At 71.9% G+C, this 22,623-nt stretch carries 15 protein-coding genes; 9 read left to right on the top strand and 6 right to left on the bottom strand.

Going from position 1 to position 22,623, the window contains the following annotated elements:
• Positions 1-68 precede the first annotated feature (68 nt).
• Positions 69-698, bottom strand: coding sequence for a LysE/ArgO family amino acid transporter (locus ACWA15_RS11990; protein ID WP_464055509.1), 630 nt, complete (start codon positions 696-698; stop codon positions 69-71).
• A 68-nt stretch (positions 699-766) separates the two neighbouring features.
• Here ACWA15_RS11990 and ACWA15_RS11985 point away from each other — a divergent pair, with 68 nt between their 5' ends.
• Positions 767-1,699, top strand: a complete 933-nt coding sequence (locus tag ACWA15_RS11985; protein ID WP_464055508.1) for a LysR family transcriptional regulator ArgP — start codon at positions 767-769, stop codon at positions 1,697-1,699.
• Positions 1,700-1,781: 82 nt separating this feature from the next.
• Positions 1,782-3,878: an MMPL family transporter gene (locus tag ACWA15_RS11980; RefSeq protein ID WP_464055507.1), complete on the top strand. Its 2,097-nt coding sequence runs from the start codon at positions 1,782-1,784 to the stop codon at positions 3,876-3,878.
• On the opposite strand, the gene ACWA15_RS11975 is transcribed toward ACWA15_RS11980, so the two are convergent.
• Positions 3,879-4,994 (bottom strand): serine hydrolase domain-containing protein, encoded by a 1,116-nt coding sequence (locus ACWA15_RS11975; RefSeq protein ID WP_464055506.1) that lies wholly within the window; start codon positions 4,992-4,994, stop codon positions 3,879-3,881.
• A gap of 80 nt (positions 4,995-5,074) precedes the next feature.
• On the opposite strand from ACWA15_RS11975, the gene ACWA15_RS11970 reads away from it, so the two are divergent.
• Positions 5,075-5,740 (top strand): 4'-phosphopantetheinyl transferase family protein, encoded by a 666-nt coding sequence (locus ACWA15_RS11970; protein WP_464055505.1) that lies wholly within the window; start codon positions 5,075-5,077, stop codon positions 5,738-5,740.
• On the opposite strand, the gene ACWA15_RS11965 is transcribed toward ACWA15_RS11970, so the two are convergent.
• Both ACWA15_RS11965 and ACWA15_RS11960 read right to left on the bottom strand, forming a co-directional pair.
• Positions 5,688-7,037 (bottom strand): M1 family metallopeptidase, encoded by a 1,350-nt coding sequence (locus tag ACWA15_RS11965; RefSeq protein WP_464055504.1) that lies wholly within the window; start codon positions 7,035-7,037, stop codon positions 5,688-5,690. The two genes, ACWA15_RS11970 and ACWA15_RS11965, sit on opposite strands and share 53 nt — an antisense overlap.
• The gene (locus tag ACWA15_RS11960; RefSeq protein WP_464055503.1) at positions 7,034-11,011 is read right to left on the bottom strand and encodes a Pls/PosA family non-ribosomal peptide synthetase; all 3,978 of its coding nucleotides are present in this window, start codon (positions 11,009-11,011) and stop codon (positions 7,034-7,036) included. Before ACWA15_RS11960 ends, ACWA15_RS11965 begins: the two co-directional genes overlap by 4 nt.
• 202 nt (positions 11,012-11,213) lie before the next feature.
• Here ACWA15_RS11960 and ACWA15_RS11955 point away from each other — a divergent pair, with 202 nt between their 5' ends.
• The 5 genes from ACWA15_RS11955 (at position 11,214) to ACWA15_RS11935 (ending at position 18,575) form a co-directional block, all read left to right on the top strand.
• Positions 11,214-13,406: an NTP transferase domain-containing protein gene (locus tag ACWA15_RS11955; protein ID WP_464055502.1), complete on the top strand. Its 2,193-nt coding sequence runs from the start codon at positions 11,214-11,216 to the stop codon at positions 13,404-13,406.
• 57 nt (positions 13,407-13,463) lie between these two features.
• A complete protein-coding gene (locus tag ACWA15_RS11950) occupies positions 13,464-15,878 on the top strand; it encodes a glycoside hydrolase family 94 protein (protein ID WP_464055500.1) in 2,415 nt (804 codons plus the stop codon).
• 154 nt (positions 15,879-16,032) lie between these two features.
• Positions 16,033-16,902, top strand: a complete 870-nt coding sequence (ppk2, locus tag ACWA15_RS11945) for a polyphosphate kinase 2 (protein WP_464055499.1) — start codon at positions 16,033-16,035, stop codon at positions 16,900-16,902.
• Positions 16,903-16,911: 9 nt separating this feature from the next.
• Positions 16,912-17,829: a Nif3-like dinuclear metal center hexameric protein gene (locus ACWA15_RS11940; RefSeq protein WP_464055497.1), complete on the top strand. Its 918-nt coding sequence runs from the start codon at positions 16,912-16,914 to the stop codon at positions 17,827-17,829.
• Positions 17,826-18,575 carry a zinc ribbon domain-containing protein gene (locus tag ACWA15_RS11935; protein WP_464055495.1) on the top strand — a complete coding sequence of 250 codons (750 nt, stop codon included), beginning with the start codon at positions 17,826-17,828 and terminating at the stop codon, positions 18,573-18,575. The genes ACWA15_RS11940 and ACWA15_RS11935 overlap by 4 nt, the downstream gene beginning before the upstream one ends.
• A 210-nt stretch (positions 18,576-18,785) precedes the next feature.
• Here the strand turns inward: ACWA15_RS11935 and ACWA15_RS11930 are convergent, their stop codons facing one another.
• The gene (locus ACWA15_RS11930) at positions 18,786-19,562 is read right to left on the bottom strand and encodes a YaaA family protein (protein WP_464055494.1); all 777 of its coding nucleotides are present in this window, start codon (positions 19,560-19,562) and stop codon (positions 18,786-18,788) included.
• A 60-nt stretch (positions 19,563-19,622) separates the two neighbouring features.
• Between ACWA15_RS11930 and ACWA15_RS11925 the strand changes: the two genes are divergently transcribed.
• On the top strand, positions 19,623-20,009 hold the full coding sequence (locus tag ACWA15_RS11925; RefSeq protein WP_464055493.1) for a tautomerase family protein: 387 nt from the start codon (positions 19,623-19,625) through the stop codon (positions 20,007-20,009).
• 87 nt (positions 20,010-20,096) lie between these two features.
• Here ACWA15_RS11925 and ACWA15_RS11920 read toward each other — a convergent pair whose 3' ends face one another.
• Positions 20,097-22,565, bottom strand: coding sequence for a glycosyl hydrolase 53 family protein (locus ACWA15_RS11920; protein ID WP_464055492.1), 2,469 nt, complete (start codon positions 22,563-22,565; stop codon positions 20,097-20,099).
• Between the last annotated feature and the right edge of the window lie 58 nt (positions 22,566-22,623).

Raw genomic sequence — 22,623 nt, 5'->3', positions numbered from 1 at the left:
GGCGGTGAGACGGCGGTGACGAGGGCCGTGGTCGAGCGTATCCGCAGGGTGTGACACACGGGAGGGATTTACCCCCAGACGGCCATCCGCACCCCGAGCGTCACCATGACGACGGCGATGATCGCGTCGAGGACCTGCCAGGACCGCGGCCGGGCGAAGACCGGGCGTAGCACCCGGGCGCCGAAGCCGAGCGCGAAGAACCACACGAAGCTCGCGGTGATGGCGCCCCCCACCCACCACCACCGCTCGTCCGCGCCCTGCCGGTTGGCGACGGAGCCGAGGAAGACGACGGTGTCGAGGTAGACGTGCGGGTTGAGCCAGGTCAGGGCGAGCACCGTGGGCAGCGCGACGCCGAGCGGGACGCGGGAGGGTGCGGAGTCGGGGGCGAGGGCCGCCGGGCGCATCGCCGACCGCGCCGCCAGGACGCCGTAGGTGAGGAGGAAGACGGCCCCGAGCACGCGCACCACCGTCAGGGCGAGGGGGGCGGACTCGACGACGGCCCCGACCCCGATCGCGCCCGCGGTGATGAGCGCGGCGTCGGAGACCGCGCAGACGAGCACCACGGGCAGCACGGTGCGGCGCCGGTCGGCGATGCCCAGGCGCAGCACGTAGGCGTTCTGGCTGCCGATCGCGACGATGAGGGCGAGGCCGGTCGCCAGGCCGGTGAGGGCGGGGACGAGGGTGGTCGTGAGGGTCACGTGCCCACGGTAGGGGCGTCGCCGTCTGCAGTACAGTGAATGTTCCTTGCCTTGATGAAGGAATCTTCATGACCGCCTTCCAGCTCGACCACCTCCAGACCCTCGCGGCCCTCGTCGACGAGGGCTCCTTCGACGCCGCCGCGCGCCGCCTGCACCTGACCCCCTCCGCGGTCTCCCAGCGGGTGCGCGCGATGGAACAGGTGGCCGGGACGACGCTCGTGCAGCGCACCGCCCCGGTGCGCACCACCCCGGCCGGCGACGTGGTCCTGCGCTACGCCCGGCAGGTCCTGCTGCTCGCCCGGGACGCCGAGGCCGAGCTCGGGCTCCAGGCCCAGGACCGAGGACGGACGTCGATGGCGATCGCGGTCAACGCCGACAGCCTCGCGACCTGGTTCCTCGAGGCGCTCGCCGCGGTGCCCCGCGATCTGGAGGTGGTCTTCGACATCCGGCGCGAGGACCAGGACCACAGTGCAGCCCTGCTGCGCACCGGGACCGTCATGGCCGCCGTGACCGCGACCGGCGACGCCGTCCAGGGCTGCACCTCGCGGCCCCTGGGCGTCATGCGGTACCGGGCGGTGTGCAGCCCCGAGCTGCTGACCCGGGATGGCGGCGGCCCCGACCTGGCCCGGCTGGGCGAGGCGCCGATGGTCGTCTTCGACCGCCAGGACGACCTCCAGGACCGGTTCCTGCGCGAGGTCGGCGCGGTGGACGCCCGACCGCCCAGGCACTACGTGCCGACCTCGGACGGGTACGCGCGGGCCGTGGTCACCGGCCTGGGCTGGGGTCTGCTGCCCGAGCAGCAGTGCCTGGACCACCTCGCCTCCGGCGCGCTCGTCGAGCTGGCTCCGAGCGCCCCGGTGGACGTCCTGCTCTTCTGGCAGCGGTGGAGCCTGGCGTCGCCGCTGCTCGACGCGGTGACCCGGGTGGTCGAGGCCGCGGCCCGGGACCATCTGGTCGCCCCGCACGCCCCGCGCTCGGGACCTGCGCGCCGTCGGGGGTGATTCTTCCGGTTGACAGCCCCGGAGAGTGCGCGGATTCTCGAAAAGGAGGGTCCTGACCTGCCTGTCGCACCGGGGAGTCACGATGTCACGTATCGCCGGCTGGATCGCCCATCCCTTCGCCAAGTGGGTCGTCATCGCCTTCTGGGTGGTCATGGCCGCGGTCCTGAGCCCGCTCGCCGGCAAGCTCACCGCAGCGCAGGAGAACGACGCGAAGTCGTGGCTCCCGGCGAGCGCCGAGTCGACCGAGGTGCTCGAGATCGCGAGCAGCTTCACCTCCCCGAACACCATCCCCGCCGTCATCGTCTACGTGCGCGAGACCGGGCTCACCCCGCAGGACGTGGCCGAGGTGTCCGCCGACGTCGCGACCTTCAGCGCCCTCGACACCCTCGACGGTGAGGTCACCGGCCCGATCCTGTCCGAGGACGGGCTGGCTGCCCAGGTCGTCGTGCCGCTCGACCTGGGCTCGGAGGGCTGGAACCTGGCGGCCGACGCCGTCGCGGACCTGCGGGCGACGGCCGAGGAGGGCGCCGACGGCATGGAGGTCCACGTGACCGGACCGGCCGGGCAGGCCGCCGACTCCTCCAAGGCCTTCGAAGGGATCGAGTCGACGCTGCTCTACGCGGCCGCCGGGGTCGTCGTCGTCATCCTGCTGCTCACCTACCGCAGCCCCGTGCTGTGGCTGCTGCCGCTGATCACCGCGGGCGTCGCGCTGACCGTCTCCCAGGCGGTCATCTACCTCATCGCCGACAACACCACCCTCACCGTCAACGCCCAGAGCGCCGGCATCCTCACCGTGCTCGTCTTCGGCGCCGGGACGGACTACGCCCTCCTGCTCGTCGCCCGGTACCGGGAAGAGCTGCGCCGGCACGAGGACCGCCACGAGGCGATGTCCCTCGCCCTGCACCGCGCGGCACCGGCGATCATCGCGAGCGGGGCGACCGTGACGGTCGGGATGCTCTGCCTGATGTTCGCGCAGATGCGGTCCACCAGCGGGCTCGGACCGGTCGCCGCGATCGGGATCGTCGTGGCGCTGCTGGTCACCCTCACCCTGCTGCCGGCGCTCCTGGTCGCCTTCGGTCGCTGGGTGTTCTGGCCCAAGGTGCCCCACCTGGGCGACGACCAGCCCAGCGAGCACGGGATGTGGGCCCGGGTGGGTCAGCGGATCTCTCGCGCGCCGCGCCGCACCTGGGTGGTCACCTCCGTCATCCTGGGGGTCCTGAGCATCGGGATCGTCACGCTCGACGCGAACGGACTGACCAGCGCGGAGTCCTTCCGCGGCGAGCAGCCCTCCATCGTCGGCGAGCAGGCGCTCGCCGAGCACTTCCCGGCCGGCGCCGGCTCTCCGGTGGTGGTCGTGTCCGACGCCGCCCAGGCCGATGCCGTCCGCGAGGCCTTCGTCGGCGTCGAGGGGATCGAGGAGGGCTCCGTCACCGAGCCCGTGATCGTCGGCGACTACGCGTACCTGGAGGGCACGCTCACCTCTGAGCCGGACAGCCAGGAGGCCTTCGACACGATCGACCGCACCCGGGAGGCGGTCCACGCGGTCCCGGACGCCGACGCCCTCGTCGGAGGCGGCACCGCGCTCATCCTCGACGTCAAGCGGGCCTCGGCAGACGACAACCGGCTCATCATCCCGATCATCCTGGCCACCGTCTTCCTCATCCTCTGCCTGCTGCTGCGGGCGATCACCGCGCCGCTCATCCTCGTGGGGACCGTGGTGCTGTCCTTCGCCGCCGCGATGGGAGTCAGCGCGCTGGTGTTCCGGTACGTCTTCGGCTTCGACGGCGCCGACCCGTCCCTGCTGCTCTTCGTCTTCGTGTTCCTCGTCGCCCTGGGCATCGACTACAACATCTTCCTCATGACGCGTGTGCGGGAAGAGTCGTTGGCGTTCGGCACCCGGCGCGGTGCGCTCATCGGGCTCGCCGCGACCGGGGCCGTCATCACCTCGGCCGGCCTCGTCCTCGCCGGGACCTTCGCCGTCCTGGCGACGCTCCCGCTCGTCGCCTTCGCCGAGCTGGGCTTCGCGGTCGCCTTCGGGGTGCTGCTCGACACCATCGTGGTCCGTTCGGTGCTGGTGACCGCGCTCAACCTCGACGTCGGGCGGCACATGTGGTGGCCGAGCGAGCTCGGGCGCAAGGAGGACGTGCCCCAGGAGCCGGCGACCCCGGTCGCGGTGTGATCAGGTCTCCGCTCCGTGCGGGAGAATCCCGGCCGCAGCGTCCATGCTGCGTCCCACGACCGACCCGTCCTGGTCGGTGCCGGGATCGGCATTGATCATCGCCACCACGACCGACCCGGTACTCACGGTCGCGGTCGCGGCGCACTGGAATCCGACTCCCCAGCCCTGCGAGATCACCCGGCTGCCGCAGCCTGAGCCGGCCAGGAACACGCCGAGACCGGCGAACGGGTGCTCGGGCTGAGCGGAGAGCATCCGCCGTGCCGTCGCCGGTCGTAGCACCGTGACCGGCGACCCGTCCACGGCTGCGAGAAGATCGGAGAGGAGCCTGGCGAGGTCGGAAGGCGTCGACCACAGTCCTGCCGCTGCGAGGTACGGGTAGTGCGTCCGGCCGGCTGGGACCGTCACACCAGCGCTGTCGTGACCCGCCGCAGCCTCAGTCAAGGTGCGCACGCTGAGCCGGCCCGACGGCGTCTGGTCGGCCCCGGCCGCCCCGTCCGGACGATCCCAGAACAGTGTGTGCTCGAGCCCGAGGGGGCCGAGCACCCATCGGTCCAGCACAGCTGCGAAGGCCTCCCCGGTGACCGTCTCGATGATGTGCTCGATGACGCAGTACCCGGCGTCGGAGTAGGCGAATTCGCCAGGTGGGCGCATCGCCCGGACCGGTCCGGGGTGCCCCGCGGTGTCCCCGCGCAGCAGGTCGAGCACGGGCGGGGAGTCAGCGGCCGGCTCGAAGCTGCCCTCCGGGTCGACTATGCCGGAAGTGTGAGAGAGCAGATGCGCCAGGGTGACCGGCGGACCGCCGGTACCGTCCAGCTGCCAGCCGCGAAGATACGCACCGATGTCTGCGTCGAGGTCGAGCACACCGGCATCGACCAGACGGAGCACTCCGGTGGCGGTGACCATCTTCGACATCGAGCAGGCATGGAAGAGCGTCTCCTCGTGCGCGTCGGCGCCCGTGCGCGCATCGGTGATGCCGGAGGTCACGGCCCGCGACCAGGCCCCGGTCTCCACTGCGATCCCGAGCGCTGGGGTCGTGCTGGCGGCCAGGGCCGAGGCGACGACCGCCGCCAGGGCCCCATCCGGTGCAGCATCGGCGGTGACGAAGGCACGGTTCATCCCACGAGCCTAGGTGTGTCGCGCGAACCTGTCTGGGACTGAGGGCCCCGCAGCACCGCGACCGCTGCAAGACTGGCTGGGTGAACACCGCCGCACTGTCCTCAGCGGGCAGGGACACGACGCCGGCTCGGCTTGTCGTCACCTGGTCGAGCGCGGGGGCCTCCCCAGGGCATGCCGACGACCTGCTGCGCCGCGTCGTCGGCCAGTTCTGCGGCGCGGACCCGGCCGGGGTCCGCCTCACGCGGCTGTGCCCCGGCTGCGGGAGCAGCGCGCACGGACGGCCCCGAGCCACCGTGGCGGGCGGCGCCGGACCGCACGTCAGCCTGAGCCGGGCGGGCGAGCTCGTCTGTGTCGCGGTGACCGACGCCGGACCGGTCGGGGTGGACGTCGAACGCGCCGGGGCGGCCGCGTTCGGGGACTTCGCGACCGTCGGGCTGCACGCCCGTGAAGACTCGAGGGGACCCGAGGACCAGACGATCACCTGGGTGCGCAAAGAGTCCCTCGTCAAGGCCACCGGCGACGGGCTGACCGTGGACCTGCGGCGGATCCGGCTCACCGAGCCGGCGGCGCCCCCTCGACTGCTCGCCTGGGAGGCCCCGCGCCCACCCGGTGTCCCGGTGTGGATGCACGACGTCGCCGGCCCCACGGGCCACGTCCTCGCGGTGACGGTCCTGGCCGAGGTGGACCCGCAGGTCAGCGTGCTGGCGGCAGCGCAGGCAGGGCCCGGGCGTCCAGCCACGCGGTGAACAGCGGGCCCAGGCTGGCCCCCGAGACCTCCTCGGCGAGGGACACGAAGTCCTCGCTCGTCACCGACCGGTAGGCGAACCGGGCGACCCACTCGCGCAGCACCCGGAAGAAGGCCTCGTCGCCGATCGTGAGGCGCAGCGCGTGCAGGGTGAGCGCGCCCCGCTTGTAGACCCGGTCGTCGAACATGTCGTCGGGTCCGGGGTCGCCCAGCAGCAGGTCCTGGGGGAGCGCGGCCAAGCGCTCCCAGTGCTCGCTCGCCTGGAGGGCGGTCGCCGGCCCGCCGGACTCCTGGGACCACAGCCACTCCGCGTAGCAGGCGAAACCCTCGTGCAGCCAGATGTCACGCCAGTGCGTGAGGGTGAGGGAGTTGCCGAACCACTGGTGGGAGAGCTCGTGGGCGACGAGGCGCTGGGAGTCCCAGCCGGTCGTGAGGAAGTTGGCGCCGAAGATCGACAGGCCCTGGGCCTCGAGCGGGATCTCCAGGACGTCCTCGGTCACCACGACCGTGTACTCGGGGAAGGGGTAGGGCCCGAACAGCCGCGCGAAGGTCGTGAGCATCTCGCCCTGGCGGGCGAAGGTGGACTCCACGCCGGCGGCCAGCGCGGGTGGGAAGACCGTGCGCAGGCGCACTCCCGGGGCACCGGGCACCGTGCCCGACGGCGCAGGTTCGGCCACGCGCTCCACGTACCGCCCGATCTGCACGGTGGCCAGATACGTGGCCATCGGCTCGTCCTGCTCGTAGGTCCACGTCGTCGCGCTGGCCCTGCGCCGGGTCCCGGTGAGCACCCCGTTCGCCACGACGTGGTACTCCGAGGCGGTGGTCAGCGCCACCCGGTACGTCGCCTTGGTCGAGGGCCGGTCGTTGCACGGGAACCACGACGGCGCCCCGTGCGGCTGGGAGGCGACGATCACGCCGTCGGCCAGCTCTTCCCAGCCGGCCTCGCCGTCCGGGCCGGGCACCGGCCGCGGGGACCCGGTGTAGGTGACCTGCACCGTGAACTCCTGGTCGGCGACCACCGGGGTGCGGGTCTTGACCACGAGCCGGCCCGGGCGCTGGGTGTACTTGGCGGCCGGGGCGCCGTCGACGGTCAGCTTGGTGACCCGCAGACCGAAGAGGTCGAGCGTGAAGCGGCTGAGCGGGACGAGGGCGACGATGCGCAGCGTCGCCACGGCGGCCAGGGCGTTCGTCTCGACCTTGTAGTCCACGGCGAGGTCGTAGGCGAGCACGTCGAAGGTCAGGTCCCCGTGGCCGGGGAGGTAGGGGTCTCCGGCGTCCTGGGCGAGGGCAGCGCTCACCCTCGGGCACCGGGCGCGCTGGCCTTGTCCTCGTCGTCGACCCAGGGGCCGATCGGGTTCCCGATCCACCGGGTCTTGTCAGGCACGGACTCGCCTCTCATCACCAACGACACCGGACCCACAGTAGCGTGCCGCCCGAGGGTGGCCGCCGGCAGGATGACGCCGTTCGGTCCCAGGGTCGACCCTTCACGGAGCACGACCGTGTCCAGGCTCAACGTCCTGTCGTGGAAGAGGTGGGTCTGGACCACGCAGCCCTGGTTGACGGTCACCCCGTCGCGCAGCTCGACGAGGTCGGCCTCGGGCAGCCAGTACGTCTCGCACCACACCCCGCGCCCGATCCGCGCACCGAGGGACCGCAGCCACAGATTGAGCACAGGCGTCCCGACCGCGATGCGGGCGAAGAACGGGGCGGCGACCACCTCGACGAAGGTGTCGGCGAGCTCGTTGCGCCACACGAAGGAGCTCCACAGCGGGTGGTCGGTCGCCCGGACCCGGCCCACCAGGGCCCACTTCGCGGCGGTGGTGATCGCCGCGGCGACCGCCCCGACCACGAGCAGCAGCGCACCCGAGACGAGCCCGGCGACCCACCAGCCGCCGACCCACGACTCGGTGCCCGCCACGAGCAGCAGCACGGTGATCACGGCCAGGCACAGCGCGGCGTGCACCATGACCGGGACGAGCCGGCACACCTCGATGAGCGCCCGGGCGACCCGCAGCCGGGTCGGGGGGGCGTAGGTGCGGGACACGTCGGCCACGGCCGCGACCCGGCGCAGGCGGGTGGGCGGGCTGCCCAGCCACGACGTGCCCGACTTCGCCTTGGTGCGGCGCGGTGCTGCGGACAGGACGGCCACGAGCCCGCCCTTGGGCACCTTGCGCCCGGGGGCCGTCATGCCGGAGTTCCCGACGAAGGCGTGCTTGCCGATCTTCACCGTCTCGATCCGCAGCCAGCCGTTGCCCAGCTCGTACATGCCGAGCATCGTGTCGTCGGCGAGGAACGCTCCGTCGTTGACGGTGGTCAGGCACGGGATGAGCAGCACCGTCGAGGCCTCCGCGTCCCGGCCGACCTGGGCGCCGAGCGCTCGCAGCCAGGTGGGTGTGAGCGAGCTCGAGTACAGCGGGAACAACCACGTGCGGGCCTCGTCCAGGACCCGCAGGATGGACCAGGCCTGCCACGCACGCAGCCCCTGGACGGGGTGGATGCCGCTGGTCAGCCCGATCGAGAGGAGCCGCACGAGCGCCCAGATCCCGATCGCGAGGATCATCACGGCGGCGATCGTGGCGAGCGGGAGCAGGACGAGCGCGCGGCCCGCTGCGGCTCCGGTCGAGCCGGCCTGGGTCACGGTGCCCACGACGAGGGCGCCCACGGCGGCGACCGCGAGCCCGGGCAGCGCGGCGATCAGGGCGGACATGGCGGCGTAGGCCCACACCCAGCCGCGCCGGCGCGGTGGTCGCTGCGTCTGCCACGGCCCGCGGGCGGTGCCTGAGCGGCGTGCGGGCGCGCCCGACCAGAACTCGTCGTCGCCGGCGGCGGCCAGGACGGCGGAGCCGGGGGCGATCTCGGTGCGGTCACCCACCCGAGCGCCTCCCACGAGGGTGCTGCGGGCACCGACCCGGGCGCCGGCGCCGATGGTGATGGCACCGATGTGCAGCACGTCGCCGTCGAGCCAGTGCCCGCCCAGGTCGACCTCCGGTTCCACCGAGCAACCGTCGCCGAGGGTGAGCAGACCGGTGACCGGGGGGATCGTGTGCAGGTCGACGTCGGAGCCGACCGTGGCGCCCAGGGCCCGGGCGTAGTAAGGCATCCATGCGGCGCCCGAGAGGTTCGCTGCCCCGAGCTCGTCGACGAGGCGCTCCGCGAGCCACAGCCGCAGGTGCACCCGACCGCCCCGCGGGTACTCCCCGGGCCCGACGCCGGCGAGCAGCACCCGTGCGCCCAGCGCCGCGAGCGTCATCCGCCCGAGCGGGAAGATCAGGGCCAGCCAGCCCACGCCGATCGCCCACCAGGAGGCCACCGGCAGCCAGTCCGCGTCCCACACCCCGGCCACGACGGTGCTGACGGCCGCGATCCAGACGAGCCAGCGCAGCCCGCTGATCGTGCGCAGCACGAGGGAGGAGGCGACCTGACCCACCTGGGTCCGGCGCGGGACGGGGTAGACCTCGGTGTTCTGGCGCCCGGTCGGTGCGCTCATCTCGTCGAGGCCGGTGGCCAGGGCCGCGACCGTCGGGTTCTCGTAGACGTCCGCGACGGTGGCCTCGGGGAAGCGGGCCCGCAGCCGGGAGACGAGCTGGGCGGCGGTGAGGCTGCCGCCGCCGAGGGCGAAGAAGTCCTCCTGGCCGGAGGTGACCACGGCGCCGAGGATCTCCAGCCACAGCTCCTGGAGCCAGGCTGCGGTGCCGGTGAGGGCGGGTGCGGCTGCAGGCCCGCCGGTCGGGCGCACGGCGGGCAGCGGCCAGGGGAGCGCGTCGCGGTCGATCTTCCCCGACGTCCGGGTGGGCAGCGTCTCGACCTGCGCGAGACGCGGGACCAGGGCCGCCGGCATCGACGCACGCAGCAGGTCCATCGCGGCGGTCGCGGAGAACTCCGGCGTCGTGGTGATGTACCCGACGAGGATCTTGTTGCCGGAGCCGGTGCTGCGGATCGCGGCCGCGGCACCCTCGACGCCGGGCAGGGAGAGCAGCGCGCTGTCGACCTCACCGAGCTCGACGCGCCGCCCACCCAGCTTGATCTGGTCGTCCACGCGGCCCACGAACAGCAGACCGGTCCCGTCGAAGCTGACGATGTCCCCGCTGCGGTAGGCGCGGTCCCACCCGAGGGTGGGCATGGCGGCGTACTTCTCGGCGTCCTTGGCCGGGTCGAGGTAGCGGGCCAGCCCGACGCCGCCGATGATGAGCTCCCCGGGGTCCCCGGGCGGCACGGGCACCCCGGCCGGGTCGACGACGGCGAGGTCCCAGCCGTCGAGCGGGAGCCCGATCCGCACCGGCGGCTCGGTGGTCAGCCGGGCGGCGCAGGCCACGACGGTCGCCTCGGTGGGGCCGTAGGTGTTCCACAGCTCCCGGCCCGAGGTGGCCAGGCGCGCGCCGATCTCGGGCGGGCAGGCCTCTCCACCGAGGATGACCAGGCGGACGGCGTCGAGCGCGCCGGGCGGCCAGAGCGCGACGAGGGTGGGCACGGTCGAGACGACGGTGATGTCGTTGGCGATCATCCACGGACCCAGGTCCATCCCGCTCTTGACGAGGGACCGGGGTGCGGGGACCAGGCACGCGCCGTAGCGCCAGGCGAGCCACATCTCCTCGCAGCTCGCGTCGAAGGCGACCGAGAGCCCGGCCATCACCCGGTCACCCGGGCCGAGCGGGGCGTCCTGCAGGAAGATCAGGGCCTCGGCGTCGACGAAGGCCGCGGCCGAGCGGTGCGAGACGGCGACCCCCTTGGGGGTCCCGGTGGACCCGGAGGTGAAGATGATCCACGCGTCGTCGGTCAGGTCGGGGCCGGTCACATCGTCGGTGCCGTCGGTGCCGTCGGTGCCCGGGGTGGCCCCCCGGCCCGGTGCGGCCGGGCGGCGCGCGGCGATGACGAGGTCGTTGCCGATCACCGCGGCGACGTCGGCCTCCGCGAAGACGGTGCGGGCGCGCTCGTCGGGGTCGTCGGCATCGACCGGGACGTAGGCGGCGCCGACCACGAGGACGGCCATGATCGCGATGTACAGCTCGGTCGTCCCCGAGGCGATGCGGACACCGACCCGGTCACCGACGCCCACCCCGGCGGCCGCCAGCTCGCCTGCCAGTTCGTCGGCGACGTCGGCGAACTCGGCGTAGGTGAGCACCTGCGCGCCGTTGTTGAGCGCCGGGGCGTCGGGGAAGTCCTCGACGGTCTGGGTGAAGATGTCCACGAGGGTGCGCGGGGCGGGCGCGGACGCCGAGCGCAGCAGCGGGGACAGGGCGTCGGGGACAGGAGAGGGACCGCCGGCGGTATTCACGGACAGACAGTGCCCCTCGTCGATGAACCGCTCGTGAACACCCGGTGTACTCCCGGGGCGAGCGTCGCCCGCGTCGAGCGTGTGGCATCAAGGATCCCATGGGAGCACCCGCCACGTCGCCGCGCACGACGAGGCCCTGTCCAACGGCGAGAAAGATCGGTAGGCTTACTAACTAAAGATCCGCTGAGACGAGTGAGGAACCATGGCCCAGCAACAGTTCGCCACGTCCACGATCGACCGAGGTGCCGCGATCGTGCTCGCCGCCGGGGCGGACGACGCCTCGCGCCGCCTGCTCGTCAGCCCGCTCGGTGACAGCACGGTCGCCGAGCTCGCCGTCGCCACCGTCCGGAAGATGTTCAGCCCCGACGCCATCATCGTGGTCGTCGCCGCGGGGGACACCTCCCTGCGCGCCCTGCTCGGGGACGACCTCACCTACGTCGAGCAGGCTGAACCGCTGGGCACCGGGCACGCGGTCGGCGTCGCCCGGACCGCAGTCCCGGCCGGCACCGACGTCGTCCTCGTCGCCTACGCCGACACCCCGCTGCTGCGGGTGGACTCCCTGCGTGGGGTTGTCAACCGCCACCAGCTCAAGGGTGCGGACTTCTCGCTGCTCACGGCCGTCGTCGACCAGCCCCTGCCCTACGGGCGGATCGAGCGCGACGAGGACGGCCGGGTCCGCGCGATCGTCGAGGCCGAAGATCTCGCGGGTGCCGGGGCCGCCATCCACGAGATCAACGTCGGTGCCTACGTCGCCGCGCCGTCGGACCTCTTCGACCAGATCGACGCGCTCGCGGCGACCGGGGAGCACCGTCTCACCCACATCGCGCAACGCTTCCTCGACGCCGACGGCACGATCGTCTCCTACCAGATCTACGACACCGACGAGGTCCAGGGCATCAACTCCGAGGCCGAGCTCGCCCTCGCCGCGGACATCGTCCTCAAGCGCCTCTTCATCCCGACGAAGAACACCGACACGTCCATCGTCTTCGGCACCGGCGGTTGGCGCGCCGTGATCGGTGAGGGGTACACGCTGGGGAACCTGCGCCGGCTGTGCCAGGCGATCGCCAACGAGGCCACCCGCAAGGGGATCGACCACCAGGGCGTCGTCATCGGCGGCGACCGCCGGTTCCTCTCCCGCGAGTCCGCCGAGGCGGCCGCCGAGGTCTTCGCCGGCAACAACATCTCCGTCCTGCTGCTGCCCGACGACGTCCCGACGCCGCTCGTCACCTTCGCCGCGCCGTACACCGGCTCCGCCTACGGCATCATCATCACGTCCTCGCACAACCCCCCGGAGTGGAACGGCGTCAAGGTGTTCCGCGCCGACGGCTCCCTGCCCCTGGACGACGAGACCGACCGCTTCCAGGACGAGGCGAACGCGCTGCGCGTCGACGAGGTCATCACCCTCGACCTCCACCTCGCCCGCAGGGCAGGCATGGTCGTCGAGCGTGCGCTCACCGAGCCGTACATCGACGCGATCGAGAAGATCATCGACGTCGAGGCCGTCCGCGGCCGTGACCTGCGCGTCGTCGTCGATCCGATGTACGGCACGTCCCAGCTCACCCTGGGAACCATCCTCAACGACATGCGGGTGCGCGCGGAGTTCATCCACGGTGCCCACAACCCGCTCTTCGGCGGCCACGCACCAGCCCCTGACCTGCAGCGCCTGAGCAGCCTCATCGGGATGATCAGCCAGGGCAAAGGCACCTACGACCTGGGCATGGCGACCGACGGCGACTCCGACCGGATCGGGATCGTCGACGAGACCGGGGAGTACATCTCCACCAACGACCTGCTGCTGCTGCTCTTCTGGTACCTGCACGAGGTCCGCGGCGAGAAGGGCGGCGTCGTCCGCAACATCGCCACCACCCACCTGCTCGACCGCCTCGCCCGGCACTTCGGCGAGGAGTCTCGCGAGGTCAAGGTCGGCTTCAAGCACGTGACAGCGGGCATGGAGGAGATCGGCGCGGTGCTCGGCGGAGAGTCCTCGGGCGGTCTGACCATCCGAGGCTGGATCCTGGGCAAGGACGGGATCTTCGCCTGCGCCCTCGTGGTCGAGATGCTTGCCGTGACCGGCAAGCGCATCTCCGAGCTGCGCGAGATGATCTACGCGATCACCGGCCGGCTGTACACGCTGGAGGCCGGGGTCCCCTCGACCCCCGAGATGCGCCTGGCGGTGCCCCGCAGCCTCGCCGCGGACCCGCTGACCGCGGTCGGGCCGTACGCGGTGGTCGGGATCGACCACACCGACGGCACGAAGATCCTGCTCGAGAACGACAACTGGGCGCTGCTGCGCTTCTCCGGGACCGAGCCGGTGCTGCGCATGTTCGTCGAGGCCGACTCGCCCGCGAAGGCCCAGGAGCTCCTCGACTGGCTCAAGGGCTTCGTCACCGCCTGAGCCCCGACCCCACCACCCACCAACCCACCACCCACCAGCAAAGGACCGGCCACACCCATGAAATACGGCTACTTCGACACCGCCGTCGACGAGTACGTCATCACCCGACCCGACGTCCCGGTGTCGTGGACGAACTACCTCGGCACCAAGAACCTGTGCACCGTGATCTCCCACACCGGAGGCGGGTACTCCTACTACAAGAGCGCCCAGCAGGGACGCATCACCCGGTTCCGCCCCAACGGCGTCCCCCTCGACCGCCCCGGCCACTACGTCTACCTGCGCGACGACGCGGACGGCGACTACTGGTCGGTCTCCTGGCAGCCGGTCGGCAAGCCGATCGACGGCCCGGGAGCGGCGACGTACACGACCAGCCACGGCCTGGGCTACACCCGCTTCGAGTCCTCCTACAAGGGCATCGACGCGAGCCAGACCGTCTTCATCCCGCTCGACGACGACGTCGAGCTCTGGGACACCCGGGTGACCAACACCTCTGAAGAGGTCCGCCAGATCACGGTCGGGTCCTACGTGGAGTTCAGCTTCCACACGATCACCATCGACAACCAGAACCTGCAGATGTCGCTCTACTCCTCGGGGACCAGCTACGCCGACGGGGTCATCGAGTACGACTTCTTCTACGAACCGTGGACCTTCCACTTCTTCACCTCCTCCCAGGAGCCGTCCTCCTACGACACCCTGCGGGACACCTTCATCGGCCCCTACCGCAGCGAGTCCAACCCGATCGCGATCGAGCGTGGCAGAGGTTCCAACACCTCCGCGACCACGCAGAACCACTGCGGGTCGCTCCAGCACACGATCACCCTCGCGCCGGGGGAGACCAAGCGCCTCGTCTACATGCTCGGCTACGGCTCGCGGGACGCCGTCGGGCGCGCCATCCAGGCCAAGTACTCCGACCTGGCTACGGTCGACGCCGAGCGCGCCCGGCTGAGCGGATACTGGCAGGCCAAGCAGGCCAAGCTGGCGATCAAGACCCCGCACGAGGGCATGAACACGATGATCAACGCCTGGACGCTGCTCCAGGCCGAGACGTGCGTGCAATGGTCACGCTTCGCGTCCTTCGTCGAGGTGGGCGGGCGCAGCGGCCTCGGCTACCGCGACACCGCCCAGGACGTCATGAGCGTCATCCACACCAACCCGGCCAAGACCCGGCAGCGGATCGTGGAGCTGCTGCGCGCCCAGGTGTCCGCCGGCTACGGCCTGCACCTCTTCGACCCGGTCGTCTTCGACCCCGACGCACCGGCGCTCCCCGACATCCCGTCGCCGACGATCGTGCCGACCCCGTCCATGGACGACCTCATCCACGGCCTCGAGGACACGTGCTCCGACGACCACCTGTGGCTCGTCTCCTCGATCGTGGAGTTCGTCAAGGAGACCGGCGACATCGCTTTCCTGGACGAGGTCATCCCGTACGCCGACGGCAAGCCCGCCACGGTCTACGACCACCTCAAGGCCGCGCTCGACTTCTCCGCCGCCCAGATCGGCCCGAACGGCGTGGCCCTGGGCCTGCGGGCGGACTGGAACGACTGCCTCAACCTCGGTGGCGGGGAGACCTCGCTCGTGACCTTCCTGCACGCCTGGGCGATCCAGGCCTTCCTCGAGCTCGCCCGCCCGCTGGGACGCACCGAGGACGTCGCCCGCTACGAGGCCGAGCTGGCCCGGATCGCCGACGTCGCCGACACCCAGCTCTGGGACGGCGACTGGTGGATCCGCGGGTACACCCGCGACGGTGTGAAGATCGGCTCGAGCGACAACGACGAGGGCAAGATCTTCCTCGAGCACCAGGCGTGGCCCGTCATCGCGGGCATCACCAGCCAGGAGCGCGGCGAGGCGTCGATGGACTCCGTCCGCACGCTGCTCGGATCGGAGTACGGCAGCCACCTCAACTGGCCCGCCTTCACCAAGGTCGACGACACCATCGGGTTCGTCACCCGGGTGTATCCCGGGATCAAGGAGAACGCCGCGATCTTCTCCCACCCCAACGCGTGGCCGATCATCGCCGAGGCGATGCTGGGACGCGGCGACGAGGCCGTCGCGTTCTACGACTCCGTGCTGCCCTACCACCAGAACGACAACATCGAGGTCCGGGGCGCGGAACCGTACGCCTACGTGCAGTTCCTCTACGGCCGTGACCACGAGTGGTACGGCAAGGCGCAGAACCCGTGGCTGACCGGGACCGCGGGGTGGATGTACACCGCGGCCACCAAGTACATCCTCGGGGTGCGCCTGAGCCTCGACGGGCTGATCGTAGACCCGTCCATCCCCAGGGCCTGGGACGGCTTCGAGGTGCGCCGGGAATGGCGCGGCGCGGTGTACCTGATCGAGGTGCGCAACCCCGGCCACGTGTCCTCGGGGGTCGTCGCGGTGACGGTCGACGGCGTCGACCACCCCGCCGGCGAGCCGATCCCGGCCCGCCCCGCGGGGTCCGAGGTCACGGTCGTGGTGACGCTCGGCTGACGCCCGCGGGTGGTGCGCGGGCGTCGTCGGGCAGCGTGCCTGCGCGACGACGCCCTCCCGCGTGTCTACCGGTTCCCGTCGAGGGGGACGGTATGTAATGGTATGCACGACCGGCGTCGCCACCACGGTGCCCATGAGCCAGGGAGTCAGCCTGATGTCGAAGAACGTCTCGAAGAACGTCTCGAAGAACGTCTCGAAGAACGGCGACGCCGAGTCGGCCGCCCGCAAGCTCCCCAAGCTCTCCACCGAGCTCTACGAGGCCGAGCTCTTCCGGCTGCAGGCCGAGCTCGTCGAGCTCCAGGAGTGGGTCAGGGCCACCGGGACCCGGGTCGTGGTGATCTTCGAGGGGCGCGACGCCGCGGGCAAGGGCTCCGCGATCAAGCGCGTCACCCAGTACCTCAACTCCCGCCACGTGCGGGTCTCGGCGCTGCCCGCACCGACCGAGCGGGAGAAGTCCCAGTGGTACTTCCAGCGCTACATCGCCCACCTGCCGGCCGCCGGGGAGATCGTGCTCTTCGACCGCAGCTGGTACAACCGGGCCGGGGTCGAGCAGGTCATGGGGTTCTGCACGCCCGCCGAGCACAAGCGGTTCATGGCCCAGTGCCCGGTCTTCGAGCAGCTGCTCATCGACGACGGCATCCTGCTGCGCAAGTACTGGTTCTCGGTCTCGGACGAGGAGCAGCAGAAGCGCTTCGCCTCCCGCAAGGAAGACCCGATGCGCCGGTGGAAGCTGTCCCCGATGGACCTCGAGTCGATCAGCCGCTGGGAGGACTACTCCCGGGCCAAGGACGACATGTTCACCCACACCGACACCCCGAGCTCGCCGTGGTACGTCGTGGAGAGCGACGACAAGAAGCGCTCGCGGATCAACATGATCTCCCACCTGCTCTCCTCGATCCCCTACGAGAACGTCATCCACCCCCCGATCGAGCTGCCCGAGCGGCCCCCCTCGACCGGCTACCGCCGCACCGACCGCAGCCTGCAGACCTACGTGCCCGACCACGCCTCGAGCCTGGTCGGCTAGTCTGCGACCGTGACCCACGCACCCACCCACGCACCCACCCTCGCCCGCGTCGTCGCCCTGCTCGAGGCCCGCTACCCGCCCGCGACCGCGCAGGACTGGGACGCCGTCGGGCTGGTCACCGGCGACCCGGCCGCGCCGGTGCGCAAGGTGCTCTTCGCCGTCGACCCGGTGGCCGCAGTGATCGCCGAGGCGACCGCCTGGGGCGCGGACCTGCTGGTCACCCATCACCCATTGCTGCTGCGCGGGGTGCACGCGGTCGCGGCCGGCACGCTCAAGGGTCAGGCCGTGCACACCCTCATCACCTCCGGCTGCGCGCTCTTCGCCGCGCACACGAACGCCGACGCGGCCGAGCGCGGGGTGGCGCACGCCCTCGCCGACGTCCTCGGGCTCGTGGACTGCACCCCGCTCGAGCCCACGCCCGGCGCCCCTGGAACCGGGCTGGGACGGGTGGGCCGCCTCGCCGCCCCGACGACGCTGGGCGCCTTCGCCGACCAGGTCGCAGCCGCGTTGCCGCAGACCGCCCAGGGGATCCGGGTCGCGGGCGACCTCGACGCCCAGGTGTCCACGGTCGCGGTGCTCGGCGGGTCGGGGGACTCCCTCCTCGGGGCCGCCCGGGACCGCGGGGTGGACGTGTATGTGACCTCCGACCTCAAGCACCACGCCGTCTCCGACGCCCGCGAGCAGGCCGCCCTCGACGCGGTCCGGGACGGGCGACCGGCCCAGGACGGGCGCCCGTTCCTCATCGACACCGCGCACTTTGCCAGCGAATGGCCGTGGTTGGCCTACGCCGCCGCGGACCTCGTGCACGACCTGGCGTCACAGAGCACTACGGTTGAGACCCGGGTCAGTACTGTGAGGACCGATCCCTGGACCGCGCGTGTCGCGTGGTCAGCACCGCCCCCCACCGTGAAAGGACACCACCTGTGACCAAGGCACCCGTCGAGGACCAGCGTCGACTTCTGGATGTCCAAGTGCTCGACACCCGTCTCCAGCAGCTCGCACACCGGCGCAAGAACACCCCGGAGCAGGCTCGGGTCGCCGAGATCGACGCCCAGCTGGCTGACCTCAACACCGCTCTGGTCGCCTCCCGCACCGCCGCGAACGACCTGCGCCGTGAGCTGGTCAAGGCCGAGTCCGACGTCGAGCAGGTCCGCACCCGCGCGGACCGCGACCGGACCCGCCTCGACTCCGGCGCGGTCGGCGCCAAGGACGCCCAGGCGCTGGTGCACGAGCTCGAGTCGCTCGGGCGCCGCCAGGGCCTGCTCGAGGAGGTCGAGCTGGAGGTCATGGAGCGTCTCGAGGCGCACGAGGACACCCTCGCCAAGCTCGACGAGGCCAACCAGAAGTCCCTGGACACCCGGGCCGCGGCCGTCGCCGCGCTCGACGCCGTCTACGCCGAGATCGACGCCGAGGCTGCCGGGGTGGCGAGCGAGCGTGCGGCCGCCGTGGCCGGCCTCGATGCCGCCCTCGTCGCCCTCTACGAGAAGGTCCGCGCCCGCCTGGGCGGTCAGGGCGCCGCCGCGCTGCGCGCCGGGCGCTGCGACGGCTGCCGCCTGGACCTCGACCAGACGGCCATCGAGGCCATCCGCGCACAGCCGGCCGACGAGGTCGTCCGCTGCGACGACTGCGGCCGCATCCTCGTCCGCATCCCCGAGAAGCGCACCTCGGAGTAGGCCGCCGGGCGGGCCCCGACCCGGTCCTGACCCTGGTCCTGACCCGCGCGGGCCGGTTGGTCTGGCTTGGCCGATCGCCCCTGACGGGGTCGTCTATCTTGCGTGGGGTCGTCTATCCAGATGGACGACCCCACGCAGAACAGACGACCCCGTCGTCGTCTCTCCGTGGGACCGGCTCCCGGGCTGCCGTCGCGTCGACAGGGCCGGCGGTCAGGCGACGACGAGCTCCAGGGTCGACGCGCCGTTCGTGCCCTCGATGAGGGTGGCGTCCAGGAGCACCGTGCCGACGAGCTCGCGGGCGGCCCCAGCGACGTCCTCGGCCGTGCGGGGCTCGGCGCCGGCGCGGGTGAGCAGGTGCCGGGTAAGCACGCCCCGGGTGTGCTTGGCGTTGTGCGAGACGACCGAGCGCCGGCCGTCGAGCTCGCGCAGCACCCGCACGCTCACCCAGTCGGTCCCCTTCGCGGGCCTCCACGCGGCCAGGTAGGCCGCCGAGCGGCAGTCGACGACGACGTCCCCGGCCGCGCGGGGGCCGAGGACCGTCTCCAGCAGCGGTCGCCAGGTCGGGGCGAGCGGGCCGACGCCGGGCAGGGTGGTGCCCATGGACAACCGGTAGGCGGGCACGACGTCGGCGGGGCTGACCGCGCCCCACAGGGCGGAGACGGTCCGCACGCTCGCCGCGGCGAGCGCGGCCTGGGCGGGGGAGAGGTCGTCGAGGCCGGCCGCGGTGTAGAGCACCCCGGTGTAGACCTGCCCGGCGGGGGCTGCAGGCTCGGTGGCCAGCCGGGTGTTGCGCGCGACGTCGGCGGCCAGGCTGGGGCCCACCCCGAGCGTCTCGAGCGCGGTGCGGCGGGCGCTGACCCGGGCGAGGGCGCGCAGCACGGTGGTCCGGTGCCGGGTGAGGGAGGGCGCGCTCAGCGCCGCCAGGTCGACGGGGCTGCCGGAGGTCGCGGGGGTCTTGCCTTCGGACGGGGGCAGCAGGATGAGCACCGGAACAGTGTAGGTGGCGCCCTTGCAGGCATCAGCGCGCGACGGGTAGGTTCGTCCCCCATGGGCCAGTTCAAGGTGTATGCCAGGCGGTCAGAGTGGATCGACCGGCGGGAGGCGCTGAGCGACCAGCTGCACGCTGCCCTGGTCAGTGCGTGGCAGTTCCCCCAGGAGAAGCGCTTCCAGCGCTTCCTGTGGATGGACGACGACGACCTGGTCGCCCCCCAGCGTGGCCCGGGCTACCTCGTGGTGGAGCTCGTGGCCTTCAGCGGCCGGTCGCCCGAGGCCAAGCGTGAGCTCATCCGGGAGGTCTTCACCCGGGTGTGCGGAACCTTCGACCTGCCGGTCGCCGACCTCGAGCTGGTGATCCTGGAGAGCCCGCGGATGAACTGGGGGATCCGCGGCGTGAGCGGGGACGAGCTGACGCTGGGGTACACCGTCACCGTGTGAGGGTCGCCGGACGGCGAGAGAGGCCGCGGGCCCGGACTGGGATGTCCGGCCCCGCGGCCTCCGTCGCCGCTTCCGGGCGGTGCCGCCCTACGGCATGTCGTTCCCGGCCTCGCGGCGCCGACGGGCCACCAGGACCGTGCCCGCCGCCAGGAGCAGCGTCGCGGTCAGCGCGACCGCGAGCACGTTCGAGCCGGTCTCGCTGAGCCGTTCGGCCCCGCCGGTCCGGGGAAGGGCCGGTGCGGTCACACCGGTGACACCGGTCACCGTGGTGACGGGGACCGATGGTGCCTGACCAGGTACCTGACCGGGCGCCTGACCGGGCACCTGACCAGGTGCCTGACCGACCGGGGGGACCGCCGGGGGAACGGTCGGCTCTTCCGGGACGGTGGGAACCACGACCGGGATCTCGACGAGGGCCGCCAGGGCGCCGGTGACCAGCATGATCGCGGCGTCGACGTCGCCCTGGCCGGCGCGGGAGCCGGCCAGGACCACGTCGGCGGTCTCAAGAGCGAGGTCGAGGCCGGCCAACGACGCGGAGGTGTACAGCGCGCGGTCGACAGCCCGAGCGCTGGTGACGGCGGCCTGCAGCGCCGCCGTGTCGGCGGCGACACCCTCGACCCGGGTGAGCCGGAGGTCGTCGAGGTTGCCCCAGGCCCCCGCGCTCAGCGTGTAGGCCGCGTTGATCGTGACGATGCCGTCGTCGCCGACGACCACGTCACCTGTCACGGCGGTCGAGTAGACCTGCCACCCGCCGAGCGTGATGGGCGTCGAGGAGACCACGCCGCCGCTCGTGGCGCTCAGCGTCAGCTGGTCGGTCGCCCCGACCGATCCGCCCTGGCTCGTGGCGGAGAGCCGGTAGGTGCCGGCCGGCACCCCGGTGAGGGTCTGTGCCACAGCGAAGGAGTAGCCGGTCGCGGACCAGAACTTCAGCGCCCTGGCGCCGTCGGAGGCGTCGGAGTCGGCAGTCACGGCCGCGCCGGTCCCGGTGATCGTCCACATGGACAGGTCGGCGTCCTCGAAGCTGGGGTTGCGCACGGGGTTGACGGCCACGACGGTGACGGTCGCGGTGACCGGCAGGTCGCCGACGGTCGTGCCGGTGATCGTGTAGGTGCCGGGTCCGCGGATCCAGTCCACGGAGCTGCGCCACGTGACCGGGTGCGCCTCGACGGCTCCGTCGTTGTAGGTGACGCCGACGGTGCCCGGGAGGGTGACCGGCGCGCCGTCGGGCACGGTGAGGGTGACCGTCTCGATGCTCGTGACCTCGCGCGGCGCGATCGCGCCGGTCCGGGCGTAGGCGAAGACGTTGAGCGACTCGAGCGGGTTCCCGGCGAAGTCGAACATCGCCTGGTTGTCCCACGCGGATCCCCCGTACCACTGCCCGGCGTCGACCGGGTCGTACTCCGCCGCGAAGCTGGAGGCCCAGCCGGAGCCGTCCCGCTCCCACAGGAGCTTGTTCTCCTCGAGCTGGCTCGGTGTGCCGACCGGGAGCCAGGCGGGCTCCCAGTAGAAGACGCCGAGGCCGGCGGGGCCGACGTCGGCGACCGCCTCCATGACGTCACGCACCGCGGTCGCCTGCCCCTGGACCGAGGACGGGTACTGGGTGAAGCCCGACGTCGGCTTGATGACGTTCTCGTGGCCGTCACCGTCGGCGAGGGTGTAGTTCCAGGACGTCTCGGCGACCATCACCAGCTTGTCGTAGTCGGTCGCCACCTGCGTCAGGACCGTGGTGAGGTTGTCCAGCGACCCGTGCCAGAAGGGGTAGTACGAGCTCGCGAAGACGTCGTAGTCGACCCCGTAGGTCTCGAGGCTGCCCGCGATCGAGGCGTAGGAGCCGGCCCGCTCGGGGTTGGTGAAGTGGACGGCGACGAGGGCGTCGGGGTAGACCGCGCGTACGGCGCGGCTGCCGGCGTCGAAGATCTGGGCCATGTTCGCGAAGCCGGTCACCCCGGCGACGCCGTTGTTCGTCTCGTTGCCGACCTGGACCATGCCCACGTCGACTCCGGCGTCCTTGAGCTGGGTGAGGGAGTCCGCTGTGTACGCCTGCGTCGCGGTCGCCTTCTCCGCGACGGTCATCGCGGACCAGTCCTTGGGGGCCTTCTGCTTGCCCGGGTCGGCCCAGAAGTCGGAGTAGTGGAAGTCCACGAGCAGCTTCATGCCGTGGGCGGTGGCGCGCGTGCCGATCGCGACGGCCGCGGCGATGTCGTTGTCGCCCCCGCCGTAGCCGTTGCCGGCGGCGTCGACGGGGTCGTTCCAGACCCGGACCCGCACGTAGTTGACGTCGGCCGCAGCGAGGACGTCGAAGATGTCCGCGGTCTGGCCGGCGAAGTCGCGGTAGGTGACCCCGCTCTCCTCGAGGGCGAGGATCGAGGAGATGTCCATGCCGTTGATGAAGTCGGCGGGCAGGTTGTCGATCTTGTCGACGACGATCCCTGCGTCGACCGGTTCGGTGGGGTCGGCGGCCAGGGCCGGTGTGGTGAGCAGGGGAGTGAGGAGCACTGCGGCGGCAGCTGCCGCCGCCGTCAGCCTCAGGGGGAGGCGTCGTCGTGCTGGGAGCATCAGGTCGGTTCCTCTCGAGCGTCTTTGTTCGAAGGTGAGCTGGGGGTGATGGTTGTGG

Source organism: Sanguibacter sp. TS_SC_8 (genome assembly GCF_055361235.1).
Note: the sequence above shows the minus strand (reverse complement) of the source record. Positions and strands in the feature narration are given on the sequence as shown.